Annotated in this window: 12 protein-coding genes; 11 read left to right on the top strand and 1 reads right to left on the bottom strand. The window is 60.9% G+C overall.

From position 1 onward, the window contains the following. Positions 1–5: 5 nt before the first annotated feature. The 4 genes from CVS30_RS02780 to CVS30_RS02765 all read left to right on the top strand — a co-directional run bounded on the left by CVS30_RS02780 (position 6) and on the right by CVS30_RS02765 (position 5,808). Positions 6–1,385 carry a cryptochrome/photolyase family protein gene (locus CVS30_RS02780; RefSeq protein WP_110483798.1) on the top strand — a complete coding sequence of 460 codons (1,380 nt, stop codon included), beginning with the start codon at positions 6–8 and terminating at the stop codon, positions 1,383–1,385. Positions 1,386–1,441: 56 nt separating this feature from the next. Next, complete coding sequence (locus tag CVS30_RS02775) at positions 1,442–2,524, top strand: 3-isopropylmalate dehydrogenase (RefSeq protein WP_110483797.1); 1,083 nt, start codon at positions 1,442–1,444, stop codon at positions 2,522–2,524. A 170-nt stretch (positions 2,525–2,694) separates the two neighbouring features. Continuing rightward, on the top strand, positions 2,695–3,807 hold the full coding sequence (locus CVS30_RS02770; protein WP_110483796.1) for a branched-chain amino acid aminotransferase: 1,113 nt from the start codon (positions 2,695–2,697) through the stop codon (positions 3,805–3,807). A gap of 414 nt (positions 3,808–4,221) precedes the next feature. After that, positions 4,222–5,808, top strand: a complete 1,587-nt coding sequence (locus CVS30_RS02765; protein WP_110483795.1) for a cell wall-binding repeat-containing protein — start codon at positions 4,222–4,224, stop codon at positions 5,806–5,808. A gap of 190 nt (positions 5,809–5,998) precedes the next feature. Here CVS30_RS02765 and CVS30_RS02760 read toward each other — a convergent pair whose 3' ends face one another. Then, complete coding sequence (locus CVS30_RS02760; RefSeq protein WP_146233315.1) at positions 5,999–6,370, bottom strand: hypothetical protein; 372 nt, start codon at positions 6,368–6,370, stop codon at positions 5,999–6,001. A 412-nt stretch (positions 6,371–6,782) separates the two neighbouring features. Here CVS30_RS02760 and CVS30_RS17745 point away from each other — a divergent pair, with 412 nt between their 5' ends. From CVS30_RS17745 to CVS30_RS02730, 7 genes are all read left to right on the top strand, one after another. Continuing rightward, positions 6,783–7,061, top strand: coding sequence for a hypothetical protein (locus tag CVS30_RS17745; RefSeq protein ID WP_146233313.1), 279 nt, complete (start codon positions 6,783–6,785; stop codon positions 7,059–7,061). Between the two features lie 162 nt (positions 7,062–7,223). Then, complete coding sequence (locus tag CVS30_RS02755; RefSeq protein ID WP_146233311.1) at positions 7,224–9,179, top strand: cell wall-binding repeat-containing protein; 1,956 nt, start codon at positions 7,224–7,226, stop codon at positions 9,177–9,179. Positions 9,180–9,258: 79 nt separating this feature from the next. Continuing rightward, positions 9,259–10,035, top strand: coding sequence for a fumarylacetoacetate hydrolase family protein (locus tag CVS30_RS02750; protein WP_110483792.1), 777 nt, complete (start codon positions 9,259–9,261; stop codon positions 10,033–10,035). Between the two features lie 81 nt (positions 10,036–10,116). After that, a complete protein-coding gene (locus CVS30_RS02745) occupies positions 10,117–10,383 on the top strand; it encodes a hypothetical protein (RefSeq protein WP_146233309.1) in 267 nt (88 codons plus the stop codon). Positions 10,384–10,470: 87 nt separating this feature from the next. Then, positions 10,471–11,691: a sensor histidine kinase gene (locus CVS30_RS02740; RefSeq protein WP_110483790.1), complete on the top strand. Its 1,221-nt coding sequence runs from the start codon at positions 10,471–10,473 to the stop codon at positions 11,689–11,691. Beyond that, positions 11,688–12,374: a response regulator gene (locus CVS30_RS02735; RefSeq protein ID WP_110483789.1), complete on the top strand. Its 687-nt coding sequence runs from the start codon at positions 11,688–11,690 to the stop codon at positions 12,372–12,374. Before CVS30_RS02740 ends, CVS30_RS02735 begins: the two co-directional genes overlap by 4 nt. A gap of 240 nt (positions 12,375–12,614) precedes the next feature. Beyond that, positions 12,615–14,060: an amino acid permease gene (locus CVS30_RS02730; RefSeq protein ID WP_245934397.1), complete on the top strand. Its 1,446-nt coding sequence runs from the start codon at positions 12,615–12,617 to the stop codon at positions 14,058–14,060. The last annotated feature ends 93 nt before the right edge of the window (positions 14,061–14,153 follow it).

The following is a 14,153-nucleotide window of genomic DNA, read 5'->3' as shown; positions in this document are numbered from 1 at the left end:
CATTCATGAACGCCTCCATAGTCTGGTTCCGCGACGATCTACGTGTGGCCGACAACCCAGCACTGGCAGCTGCAACGGCCGAGGGCGAAGTCATGGCTCTCTACGTACTGGATGAGGTGTCACCGGGCATCCGCCCACTGGGTGGCGCAGCTAAATGGTGGCTGCATCATGCCCTGACAGACCTACGCAATGAGTTGGACAATCTGGGCATCCCGCTGATCCTGCGTCGTGGACCCGGAGAGCACGCTGTAGCGGGACTGATCAACGAACTCGCGGCCGACACCATCTACTGGAACCGTCGTTACGGGGGACCGGAGCGGGACATTGATGCGGCCGTGAAATCCCATGCGCTCGAAAGTGGTGTCCACGCAGAAAGCTTCCAAGCAAGCCTGCTCCACGAGCCTTGGACCGTCACCACCGGGGCCGGGAATCCCTACCAAGTCTTTACACCCTTCTGGCGCACGGTCTCCGCCCACGATTTCAGGGCCCCACTGGAAGCTCCCACTGCCGGACGCGGATTCACCGGTATGGTGCCCGACAGCGACATCCTGGAGAGTTGGGCCCTCCTACCCGTTGCACCTGACTGGGCCAATGGGCTGCGCGAAAACTGGTCTCCCACGGCTGCGGCCGGGCAACAGTTACTGGAGGACTTCCTCGAGGAAGCAGTGGGGGAGTATGCCGAAGCGCGGGACCGGCCCGATCGCTCAGGCACCAGCCGGCTCTCGCCCTATCTGCGGTGGGGTCAGCTCAGCCCTTTCCAGGTGTGGGCAGCGCTCGCCGACAAGCGCCGCGGTAATGAACTCGCAGGATCGCCCGGTCCTGCCGTCTTTGCCTCGGAACTCGGGTGGCGAGAATTTTGCTGGCACCAGCTGTTCCATCACCCAGATCTGGCCACATCCAATCTGCGCCCGCAGTTCGATAACTTCCCGTGGAGAAGCTCCGGCCAGGATCCGCAGGCGAAGGAACACCTGTCCGCGTGGCAGCAGGGGGCCACTGGAATCCCGTTGGTGGATGCGGGGCAGCGTGAGCTCTGGCATACGGGCACCATGCACAACCGGGTCCGTATGGTCACGGCCAGCTTCCTGATTAAAAATCTTGGCTTCGATTGGCGGCTCGGCGAGCAGTGGTTTTGGGACACACTGGTGGATGCCGACGCGGCCTCAAATCCGGCGAACTGGCAGTGGGTGGCAGGTTCGGGCGCCGATGCCGCACCGTATTTCCGCATCTTTAACCCGCTGACTCAGGCCAAGAAATTCGATCCCTCGGGGGCGTACGTGCACCGCTGGGTGCCTGAATTTTTGCTGCCGCACTATCCCGAGCCCATCGTGGACCTGCAGGAGAGTCGGCGTGCAGCCCTAGAGAGCTACGCGTCTAGCAAGAGTTGATCTCATTATGTGGGATGCTTTGCCCATCATGTGGATGGTTTCGCTAGGCTGAATCCATGAACGCATCGAATTCCACAGCTGTTGTAGACACCGCCGTCATGGACATTGCTGTCATTGCCGGCGACGGTATTGGCCCCGAGGTTACCGCGGAGGCCGTCAAGGTCCTGAAGAAGGTGTCAGCGGCCGAAGGCCTCGAGCTGCAGCTGACAGACTACAAGCTCGGCGCCGAGCACTGGCTGGCCACCGGCGAGACCCTGCCCGACTCCACGATCGAGGCCCTGCGCGGTCACGACGCCATCCTCTTCGGCGCGGTCGGCGCGGCCCCCGGTGACACCTCCATCCCGTCCGGTTTGATCGAGCGCGAAATGCTCCTCAAGCTGCGCTTCGCCCTGGACCACTACGTCAACCTGCGTCCGTCCTTCTTGTACGACGGCGTGCCCTCGCCCTTGGCGAATCCCGGCAAGATCGACTTCGTGGTGGTCCGCGAAGGCACGGAAGGTCCGTACGTTGGTAACGGTGGCGTGCTGCGCAAGGGCACCCCGCAGGAAGTTGCCACCGAGGTTTCCGTCAACACGGCCTTCGGTGTTGAGCGCCTGGTGCGCGACGGTTTCCGCCGCGCCAACGAGCGTCCTCGCAAGAAGCTCACTTACGTCCACAAGCACAATGTATTGGTGTACGCCGGTCACCTGTGGAAGCGCACGGTCGAGGCCGTGGCCGCAGAATTCCCGGACGTCAGCGTTGACTACCTGCACGTCGATGCGGCCATGATTTTCCTGGTCACCGACCCCGCACGCTTCGATGTCATTGTCACGGATAACCTCTTTGGCGACATCGTGACCGATCTGGCAGCAGCCGTCACCGGCGGCATCGGCTTGGCAGCATCGGGCAACATCAACATGGACCGCACCGCGCCGTCCATGTTCGAACCGGTTCACGGCTCGGCACCTGACATTGCCGGCCAGCAAAAAGCAGATCCGACGGCGGCTATCCTGTCGGCGGCGCTGCTCCTGCACCACCTGGGTCACCACGGTGCTGCGGACAAGATCGAGGCGGCCGTCGCCGCCGACATCGCCACACGCGATGCCAGCTCACCTCGGCCCACCAGCGCCATTGGTGACGCAATTGCGGCGGCGCTCTAACGCCGTCGCACATCTAAAGAGCGCACTCTAGCTGCGCGGCCCGCCCTCCCTGCGAAAGAGCCGGGGGCGGCGGGAGTAGGCTTGAGTGTATTGATAATGAGTGCGCAACGGAGCCGATCAATTTCGCGGCCGTTCCGACACTCAGCAGGGCATACAAATGTGGAGGAAGCATGACCCAGATCGCCAATGAGCTGAGCTTTTCGCAGAAGCTAAATGAGAACCCGAAGTCCGTGGTCGAGCGGGATGCCATTTTGGCCAACCCGGGCTTTGGTGACTACTTCACGGATCACACAGCTGTCGTGGACTTCAAGGTCGATGCCAATGGCGAAGGTGGCTGGCAGAACGCTCGCATCGAGCCCTACGGCCCCATCCTCATGGACCCGGCCGCCGCGGTGCTGCACTATGGCCAGGAAATCTTCGAAGGCATGAAAGCTTACCGCCACGCCGACGGTTCCATCTGGACGTTCCGCGCCGATGCTAACGCCGCTCGCCTGAACGCGTCGGCACGCCGCCTGGCACTGCCCGAGCTGCCCGTGGAGACCTTCCTGGAATCGCTGCGCCAGCTCGTATCTGTCGATCAGGATTGGGTTCCCTCCAAGGACGGCGACGCCCTGTACCTGCGCCCGTTCATGATCGCCACGGAGGCATTCCTCGGTGTCCGCCCGGCCCGTGAGGTCTCCTACCGTGTCATCGCATCGCCCGCCGGAAACTACTTCGGTGGCGAACTCAAGCCCGTCTCTATCTGGCTCACCACCACCTTTGCCCGCGCCGGCGAAGGCGGAACGGGCGAGGCCAAGTGCGGTGGCAACTACGCTGCATCGCTCGCGGCTCAGATGGAAGCCGAAGCCAATGGCTGCAAGCAGGTCTTGTTCCTTGACCCGAACAATGACAATGCGGTGGAAGAGCTCGGCGGCATGAATATCTTCTTCGTCTTCAAGGACGGAACGCTGGTCACTCCCGCCCTTAACGGCCACATCCTGCACGGCATCACGCGCTCCTCGGTCATGCAGCTCGCGGCAGATCGCGGGCTGAAGGTCCAGGAACGCAAGATCACGATCGACGAATGGCGTGAAGGCGTTGCCGCTGGGGAGATCACCGAGGTCTTCGCCTGCGGTACCGCGGCTGTCATCACCCCCATCGGCGAGCTCAAGACGGCTGAGGGCACCATCGCCTCGCCCGCGAACGGCATCGGAGAGGTCACCAACGCCATCCGCGAGCAGCTCGTGGGCATCCAGACCGGTGTGGTCGAGGATCTGCACGGCTGGCTGACCCGCCTGGCCTAAGCACCACCGCGCGCCAGCTGCGCTTTTGCCACAGCCCCCCGTTAATGCCACAGGTATATCTGTGGCATTAACGGGGGGCTGTGGCAAATTTATTTAAGCCCGACGGCGGACCCCTCACCTTGTCCGGTTGGGGCGCCAGGTGCGTGTCACGTTCGGGCCAATTGTTCGGGGTCTGTTGCGCGGGTGGGAATTGCTGTAGCTTGTCCTTAGTCGTGACCTGTTTAATCACCTTCGTCACGGCATGACAACGAGATAATTGGGGGAGTGCATTGTGATGTCATGGCGGCCGTCTTGGACAAAATCGTTGGTGGGAGTTACAACAATATCGGCCGCGCCTGGTGCGCAAGCTATGGCCAAGCCTCAAGCCTCAATGGTCAGATCTGCATCCAGCATTGAGAAAGCTGTGGGGAAGAAATGATTAAATCTAAAAGCGGTATGAGGGCGATGGGCGCCTTGGCGATATCCACCTTGGTGGCTATCAGTGCAGTGGTAGTCGGCCCGGTGAGCCCGGCCAACGCTGCGGGGCTCAACGGTTCCGGGCCCATTCGCATGGCCGGTGCCGATCGATACAGCACGGCACAAGCTATTTCAAAGAGTAATTTCCCGTCACAGACTGAGGCCGTGTTCCTGGCGACAGGTACGAACTTTCCGGATGCGCTCTCCGCTGGCCCTGCTGCAGGCAAAGCTGCCTCACCGGTCCTTCTAACAGCATCGAATGGTCTTTCTGCGGCGGCAGCTCAAGAGTTGGATCGGCTTCGTCCTGCTTCCATCTATGTCATGGGTGGAACGGGAGCGATCTCGAACGCCGTCGTGAATGCGGCGAAGGCCTATAGCGGCAACGTCGTCCGGATTTCTGGCGCTGATCGATACGCCACGGCGACCGGCACAAGTAAACTCTTTTGGCCCACATCCGAGACCGTTTACGTGGCCTCTGGTGCCAGCTTTGCTGACGCACTATCCGGCGGCGCTTTGGCAGCCAAGACCGGATCCCCGATTCTCTTGACCGCAGCCGGTGGGCTGGTTGATGTTACCAAGACGGAACTGCGCCGTCTTGCTCCGTCACAGGTCGTGGTTCTTGGCGGTACCGGTGCCGTCTCGGATACAGCTTACGCGCAGATCGCGGCGGCAGTTCCCGGTGCGGCAATCTCTCGTATCCAAGGGTCGGATCGTTTAGGAACCTCTGCTGCGATAGCTAAGGCGGGATGGGGTACCTCAGCAAAGGCAATGTACGCCGTCGCGTGGAACTTCCCGGATGCCTTGGCAGGTGTCGCCGCGGCCGCAGCCAACGGGGCTCCTCTGCTCCTGACTAATCCCGGGTGCATGCCTGCATCGGTGTGGGATGAAAGTTCACGCCTGGGTGTTTCTACTAAGGGAATTCTTGGTGGCCAGGGCGTTCTCTCGATCAATGCTGTATCCGCCGGGTGTACTGAGGCTTATCCCACCCCCAACGCCAGTGCAAGCGCCAGATCCTACAGCGGCCACGGCGACGATGTCATTGAGATTTCCAAGCCCGATGGTGCCAACTCCGTCGCCATAGCCACCCTCAGCCACCGTGGCAGCTCCAACTTCATCGTGACGACGCTGGACGCTGGCATGAATGCCAACATGTACTTGGCAATAACAAACGGTGACTATGCCGGAACAGTAATTTTTGACGAGTATGACTGGCTAGAGCCCACAACGAGACTACAGATCTCGGCGGATGGTCCGTGGACCATCTCGATTGCCAGTGTCAGATCGGCACCTTCCTATGGGAAACAGCACATCGATGGCAGGGGAGACGCCGTATTCAACTACACGGGATCCGCGGGATCAGCCAAGCTCAACCACTATGGATCCAGCCACTTCATTATTGAGATGACACGTCTCGATGGCAGCTGGGACCCCAATGATTTGGTCCTCGTCAATGAAGGCAGCTATTCCGGCACCCGTGTCTGGCCTAAAGGCCCGACAGTGACTGCCGTTTTGGCGGACGGCACATGGAGCGCCTCGATTCGCTAAACACTGGCTCGTCCTAGGCAAGAGCTTCAGATGAAGGCGCAATGATTTGGCCGTTGACCAGCCGTGCGCCACAGTTCGGTATTGGTGGCGACCGGACTACCCAGCGACATATGTGTGGGTCACTGGGTGTCCGGTGCCTTCGGGCTCTATCCGATGAATAGTTGATGGTGATCCAGTCACATGGGTGGGGCTATTTGCACTGCTCACCGTCTGATTGGAATCCAGCGGCATTGAAAACATCCACCACATAGCCCCCATTAAACTGGACGCTGATGGATGCGGTGGCGAGCTGCTGTCCATCGCCTGTTGTAGCGGTAACCTCGATGGGATCGCCAGGCTTCCTGCCCTCCTCAGCACTCGGCAGCAGCTCCTTGAGGGCCTCGAGGCCGCGAAGGCCCGCCGCCACGCGAATTGGATCCTTCAATTGATCATCGAGCAATGGTGGATCTTGGGTGGTGAGTGTTTGGGGAAGAGGAACGGTGAGCATCGTGCCCAGATTTTCCAGGGCGGCCAGTCGCGTAGCACCGGCCGACGAGCCGTCATATTCCACGACGATTCCCAATGAGCATCTCTCCGAAATAGTCGTGGCTTCGGCAGATTCCAGCTGTGCTGTGGCCTGGCCTGGTTGGCGTGACTCACCACAAGAGACCAAGGTGAGGCCCAATAGCGCCCAGAAAACGGCGAGACTGAGGAACTTTCTCGTCCTAGACATTCTGCTTCCGTTCACAATGCTCTGCAACAAGCCATGCGTCATTGTAGGCCGGGCGTCGATTCTTTTTGAAGAGGTGCAAGTCAGGGAACGCGCAGCTGAAGGTTAATTACAACCTCGACGCCGGACCCCTCACCCCGTGATGCTGGCGACACCCACGGAGATTCCTTCCAATTAAATATGATGTGAGCCTCAAGTCTGGAAACTACCTGAGTGTGGGGGCCTTTTGACTGTGCGAAGTCGTCACTGAGCACCAGGAGGAATCATGTGGAAGCGACAAGCAGTAGCGGCACGTGTTTGGGCTGGCGGTACGGCGCAGGCCGCGCAGACCGCGGGGACGCAGACAGCCCCGGCACAGTACCCGCTCGGAGGAACCGGCCCCACAGCGAACTGCTGCAACGTTGGAGCCAAAGGGACGTCCGTGCCGGGTTGGGCATCGCGCCAGGGAACTGGTGTCACCCCAGAGCCCACGATCGAATCCATGGTCGCGGACCTAGTGGCTGCCGGGATTTCCGCCAACCGATCGGATCGGGCTCGTGGGTGAGCCGCCGGAGTAACTGCTTCGCCGGGGACATCCCCATCGTCGACGGAGCCCGGCGACGGGTGCGTGCTGTTCAGGAAATTGGAATTACAGTAGATTACTTTCCATCGCACCCTGCCACGTCGTGGACTTCAGCTGTGGCGAGGGAATCTTTTGGGGGATGGCTTGAATATCGCAGTCCGTAAAGTCTTACGCATATTTCTTGCAGTTGTTGTGGCAGGGCTCCTTGGTGCTTCAGGGGTGGTGCCCGCCGTGGCCGGGCCCATGCAGGCAGCTGCCCGGCCATCGTCGCTGACGGAGATCGGTCCCCGCTTGCTTATACCGGGATCGGCCCAGGAAATGGTGGTCAGCCCTGACGGCCTTCGTGGCTATATCTTGTCCTATGCCAACGATGTTGCCATCCAGGTCCTGGATCTCAAGACGCTGGCTTTAATCGTGAAAATCCCGTTGCCGTCTGGCTCCGGCGGGTACCAAAACCGTTCAGGAATTGCCATGGCCCATGATGGAGCGCTGCTCTATGTGGCAGGAGATGGCGCGAACGGGATCCTGGCCATTGACACCAAGACAAATGCAATTGCCTCAGTCTTCCCGATCCGAAATGGTGTAGGCGTTTCCCACTTGGCCGTCTCGCCCAACGGCCGTGAGCTCATCGCCGTTTTCAATGGAACCGAGATCAACCACTACTCATTACCATCCATGACACTGAGGCGGTCGGTCCTGTTGAGCGGTGACACCGGTGTTCAAGACCTCACCTTCGCGCCTGATTCAGACACGGTGCTGCTCACCACTGCCCGGCCGGATGCAGTGCAGCCACTTGATGTGGAAACGGGGACATTAGGAACAGCAATCCCAGTGTGCCAGTATGCCGACAGTATCGTGGTCACGCCCAACGGTGAGAAAGCCTATGTGGCGTGCAGCTACGGCTCGCTCGCCGTGGTGGACCTGGTCGCCGGGGTGGCCAGCAAAACCATGGGCGTGGGCTACCGGCTCACGGATGCCGCAATTTCTTCCGACGGCACGCGGCTGCTGGTGTCATCGTTGGGTTTTGGCACGTCATCAGTCACTGAAATTAACACAGAAACAGACCTTGCAGTCACATCGATCGACGTGAAGGAACTTGCACGGCACGTTGCCTTCAACCCGGCCACGGGGCAGGCCTATGCGTTGTCCAATTTGGATCGTGGAACAGAGCTGAATGTTATTGCCGTCAGCAAGGGAACACCGGCCACGGGCATTGACCGAATCTACGGCGCAGACCGCTATGCAACAGCGGTTGACGTGTCCAAAAGCCGCTTCGCCGCCATAAATACGCTCTACATTGCTACGGGAGAGCAATTCGCAGACGCGTTGTCGGCGGCACCGGCGGCGAGTCGGGAGCGGGCGCCGCTGCTCTTGACTAAGAGCACGGTTTTGCCCGAAGTTGCTAGGGAGGAGATCGAGCGCCTCCGGCCGGAAAGGATCATCGTTGTGGGCGGCGTTGGAGCCGTGTCTGCCGAGGTTTTTGCGCAACTTAAGTCCATGGTGCCCAACACGGTCAGGCGCAGCGGTATTGACCGCTATGCGACGTCCAGGGCAATCATCGAGGGTGCTTTCGGCACGGCGCCCTTTGTGTACCTCGCCACGGGGGAGGACTACCCTGATGCCCTGTCCGCCGGGGCAGTTGCAGCACAAAACGGTACACCGGTGCTTCTGGTACGAGGCAGTGCAGCCGGCGTTGATGCCAAGACCATGACCTTCCTAAAACAAATGAAGACGAGAAATGCGCCGATTATCGGCGGCACAGGCGCGGTGTCGCAAGGCATTGAAAACCAGTTGGCCGCAGCCTTGATGAACCCGGAGCGCTCCTCCGGGCCCGACAGGTTCGCCACCAACCTGGCAGTCAACCAGCGTTACACGGGCGGGGTGCGAGCCTATTATGCATTTGGATATGACTTTCCAGATGCCTTGGCCATTTCGTCGGTGGCCGCAGGAGCCAACGGGATGGTCTACTTGGTCCGGAGCAACTGCATTCCTTCGGCAACCAAGCGGCACATTGCGGGAATGAAGGATGTCACACGCTTCACGCTCATCGGCGGGCCTGCCGTTGTCAGCAATGACGTAGCCTTCGGCAAGGCGTGCTGAGGACCCGGTGCAGGCGAAGCAGTGCGCGCAGCGCCGTCACCGTTCACGGCGGAGCGGCTCTACGGATACACTAAATGCCATGCGTATAGCCCGATTTGTTGTAGATAATGACCCCATGTACGGCATTGTGGAAGGAGCTCCCGGCAGTGAATTTGTCACCGTCATTAAGGGCGACCCCTTCTTTAATGGTGTGGAACGAACCACCATCAAGCACGCGTTGGTAGATGTGCGTCTCGTCGCTCCCATCATCCCGCGCAGCAAGGTCATCGGAGTTGGCCGTAACTTCGCCGATCATGCCCGTGAATTGGGTAACGAAGTTCCCGAAAGCCCGTTGCTGTTCCTCAAGCCCAACACCTCCGTGGTTGGCCCCAACGAGCCAATCGTCTTGCCGGAGTTCTCGGAGGAAGTCTCCTACGAGGCTGAGCTGTGCGTCGTCATCGGCCGCATCTGCAAGGACGTTCCCGAGTCCCGCGTTGACGAGGTCATCTTCGGCTACACCTGCGGCAACGACCTCACGGCCCGCGACGTCCAGGCCAGCGACGGCCAGTGGGCCCGCGCCAAGGGCTTCGACACGGCCGCACCCCTCGGTCCGTGGATCGAAACCGAGCTCGACCCCGATGAGCTCTCCGTCAAGGGCTGGCTCAATGGCGAACTCCGCCAGGACGGCAACACCAACCAGATGGTTCGCAGCGTCCGCGAACTCGTCTCGCTCGTGTCCCAGGCATTCACCCTGCTCCCCGGCGATGTCATCATGACGGGCACCCCCGCCGGCGTGGACCTGCTCACCGAGGGCGATCGTTACGACGTCGAGATCGAGGGCATCGGCCGCCTCTCCAACCCGGTCGTCCGCCGCTAAGGTGACTCCCGGTTCGGCAGATAAAGGCAGCGTCGTCGTTAGCGACGGCGCTGCCTTTAATGTTCGACGGCGGGACCTCCCTTGAGGGGGCAGCGCGCCTTTGGGCGCGGCATGGCTCAGGCGATGAACCAGGCCGCCCAGCGTCGGATCAAGAATCCGCCGCCCAAGCCATACGCTGGCTGGGTCTTGGCTGCCGCGGCTGTGTTTGGTGTGGTGGCGCGGGCCATCTATATGAGTGATGGTCCGCGGCTCGTAGCTCAGATCTGCATTAGCGCAGCGGTTATCTTGGCTGTGCTGAGTCTGGTGCTGCGCATACGGGCGTGGCGAAAATCGCGAGCACATAAATAGTCGCGCCAGCCATCGGATTGCCGAGGCGGTCGAGATGACAACTTTAGTTGGATGTGCCGGCTCTATGGGGAAAATTAGGCTCGACGTATGAACATCAAAGAGACTCACTCAAGAAACCCCTGGCGCACCATGGCACTTGTCGTTGTGGTGGCCGCGGCCGATTTTCTCCTCTCGCTCATGAACCTTGGTCTGAGCCTCGAAAACGGCATCGTGCCGGCCGAGCCCACAGCCCCGGAATTCATCCGCTTCGCGGGCCTGCCCATTCTTGCCCCGCTGGGTGCTATCGCCCTCATTTGGCGCCACCGTTTCCCGAAGTCTGTGGCCGCGGTGACCGCTGTCCTAGGTGCGCTGTCCTTCAGCGGCGTGGCGTTCTTCGTAGCGCTCTACCTGCTCGCTAAGCGCCGGTTGGACTGGTGGGTCGCGGTGGTGATTGCCCTCTGCATTGGTGCGGAAGCTCTGGTGGGTGTCGAACCGCTCGGATGGGAAGGCACAGTGCTTGCCACCCTTCTACTGGCGGCGATTGCCGCGTGGGGTGCGTACCGTGGCCAGCGCGCCAGGCTACGTGAATCGCAGCTCGCGTCCTTGAAGGAACGTGCGGATCACGCTGAGGCTGAGCACGTAGCCGATGTGCAACGCGCACAGCTGGCCGAGCGCACCAGGATCGCCCGCGAAATGCACGACACTCTCGCGCATCGGATGTCGCTCGTGGCTGTTCAGGCCGCAGCCCTGCAGGTTGATGCTCCCGACTCCGAAACCGCTCAGTCCGCCCAGCTGATCCGTGAAACCGCACATGCAGCATTGAGCGAACTCCGTGATGTCCTAGGCGTCCTACATGAGAGCGGCGAAAGCACACCACAGGAGCAACGCTCGGCGCCCTCCGGCATCGTCGAGATTACAGAACTCATCACCCAATGGCACCAAACCGGCATGACCATCAGCTACCAAGAACCCGCGGAACCCTTGCCACCCATGCCAGATGCCATCAGCCGTGCCGCCTATCGCGTTGTGCAGGAGGGAATCACGAATGTGGCCCGCCATGCACCCGAAGCAGCCGCCACCGTGACGCTCGCCGCCACAGAATCCGAGGAGATGGTCAGTGAACTGTGGGTCACGGTGAGCAATGGTCCCAGTGCAAGCGGAGAGTCAAGCGCGGGCGCCGGGCTGGGCCTGATTGGCTTGACGGAACGCATTGAGCTCCTCGGTGGAACCCTCGAACATGATGCCACCAGCCAAGGCTTCCAGCTCCAGGCGCGCATCCCGTTCGCAGCGGTCCAAGAATCAGAAACCCAGGAAGCCCCCGCATCATGACCACGCCCATCACGGCACCGGCACCAGCCCCCGCCCTCATCCGCGTCATCGTGGCCGACGACGAGCAGCTCGTCCGCGCCGCCCTGGTCAAGATGGTCAACTCCCGAGAGGATATGACGGTGGTGGCCGAGGCTGGCAACGGTCCGCAGGCGGTGCGGTGCGCGCAGACACAGCGTGCCGACGTGGTCCTCATGGATGTGCGAATGCCCGGCGGTGACGGCATCGATGCCACGAGCCAGCTGCGCGCCCTGCCCACCCCGCCGCAGGTGTTGGTGCTGACCACCTTTGATCTGGACGATTACGTGTTCGCCGCGTTGGAGGCCGGGGCCTCGGGCTTCCTGCTCAAGGACACCGATCCCGAGCGGCTCTTCCACGCGATCCGGATGGTGGCCGCCGGCGAGGGCATGCTGGCTCCGACCGTGACCCGCCGGCTCATAGAGCGGACTCGTCAGCGTGCGGCCGCGTCGAAGGCGAACACGGCGGTCGCCCGGCTCGAGCTCCTGACCACGCGGGAGGCGGAGGTTCTCGATGCGCTCGCGCAGGGGATGAGTAACGAGGCCATCGCCCTCACCCTCTTCCTCAGCGAGGCGACCGTCAAGACCCATGTCTCGCGGATTCTGGCCAAGCTGGAATTGGAAAATCGGGTACAGGCGGCGCTATTGTTCCGCGATGCGCGTCACTAGAAAGTACGACGGCGGACCCCTCACCTAAGAGGTCGGGGACGCCGTAACTCCTCACTGGCCGCAGCAGGGTTCGACGACGAGGCTACGTTATGCATAGCACCCACCCTTCGCTGGGTAGTCCTGCAGGGATGCCAAGGGTGGCGTAGTAGAATCGTCAAGTCCTTTGCCATCGGCGCCCTGAAAATCACTCAGATCTCGCGATTCTGTGCGGGGACATTCACCCCAAATTAAGGATTTTGCGTGTCACAAGACGTCACCGACACCGCCACAAATACGCCCGGAGCTCAGAAAGTCTCGGCTGAGGGTTATCAGCAAACGTTGTCACACCGGCACGTGACCATGATCGCCATGGGTGGGGCCATCGGCGTTGGATTGTTCATGGGTGCCGGTGGGCGATTGGCCAGTACCGGCCCAGCCCTGATCTTTTCTTATATGCTCGCCGGAGTCATCGCGTACCTACTGATGCGTGCCTTGGGCGAGCTCATCATGTACCGCCAGACCTCGGGGTCTTTTGTGTCCTACGCGGGCGAACTCTTCGGTAAGAAGGGCGCGTTCCTCTCCGGCTGGATGTACTTCATCAACTGGGCCATGACAGGTATTGCCGAGCTCATCGCCATCGGGCTGTACTTCCAGTATTTCTTCCCTGGCGTTCCCGTGGCCGTCAGTGCGCTCTGCGCCTTGGCCCTGCTGGTGGGCGTGAATCTCCTGAGCGTGAAGGCGTTTGGCGAGTTTGAGTTCTGGGCTGCCTGCCTGAAGGTCGGGGCCATCCTGATTTTCCTCGTGGTGGGTACCATCATGGTCATCATGAACGCCCAGGTGGGCGAATCGCACGCCACCGTCGTGAACCTCTTCCACGACCAGGGTGGCATGTTCCCCAAGGGTGGGCTCGTCATGATCCTGGCCTTGAACGCCGTGATCTTTGCCTACAACGCCATTGAACTTGTGGGTATTACGGCAGGTGAGATGGAGCATCCGGAACGTGAAGTGCCCAAGGCGATTCGCGCCGTCGTACTTCGCATTGTGGTGTTCTATGTTGGCTCGGTGACGCTGCTGGCCATGATCATGCCCTCGGATCAGTACAAGTCGGGCGAGAGTCCCTTCGTGACGGTCTTTGCCACGATGGGGCTGGACTGGGTGGGCTCGGTCATGAACTTTGTGGTCATCACGGCCGCACTGTCCTCGTGCAATTCAGGACTGTATTCGATCGGGCGCATCTTCCGCACCATGGCCCATAACGGGCACGCGCCGGCCTGGCTGACCAAGATGTCCTCGAACCATGTGCCGTATGCCGCCATCTTGAGCATCGCCGGTGTTTACGTTGTTGGCGTCCTGGCGAACATTTGGCTCGGTGGCTCGCACGCCTTCGACCTCGCGCTGAACACGGCCTCGATCGGTGTCATCTTCACGTGGGCGTCCATCTTCGCCTGCCAGATCATGCTGCGCCACAAGAAGGGCAAGGTCTCGGCTCTCCCCATGCCTGGTTCGCCGTGGACCAGCTGGGTGGGTCTGGGCGCGCTGCTCGTTATTACGGTACTCATCGGATTCGACACCATGAAGGCGCCCGACGGCAGCGAGTACCTACTTGGCCTGTGGACCCTCTGCTCCATCCCCGTCCTGGCGCTGGGCCTGTGGTTCGGCTGGCAGTTCGTGAAGAAGAACGAACCCAAGAACGAACTGTTCAGCTAAGCAAAACTCCAAGGGACGGCGTTCGTGCTTTCGGACAGAGGTATACCTCTGTCCGAAAGCACGAACGCCGTCCCATTGTCATGTCTGGCTCGT

Source organism: Arthrobacter psychrolactophilus (assembly GCF_003219795.1).
Lineage (GTDB): Bacteria > Actinomycetota > Actinomycetes > Actinomycetales > Micrococcaceae > Specibacter > Specibacter psychrolactophilus.
Note: the sequence above shows the minus strand (reverse complement) of the source record. Positions and strands in the feature narration are given on the sequence as shown.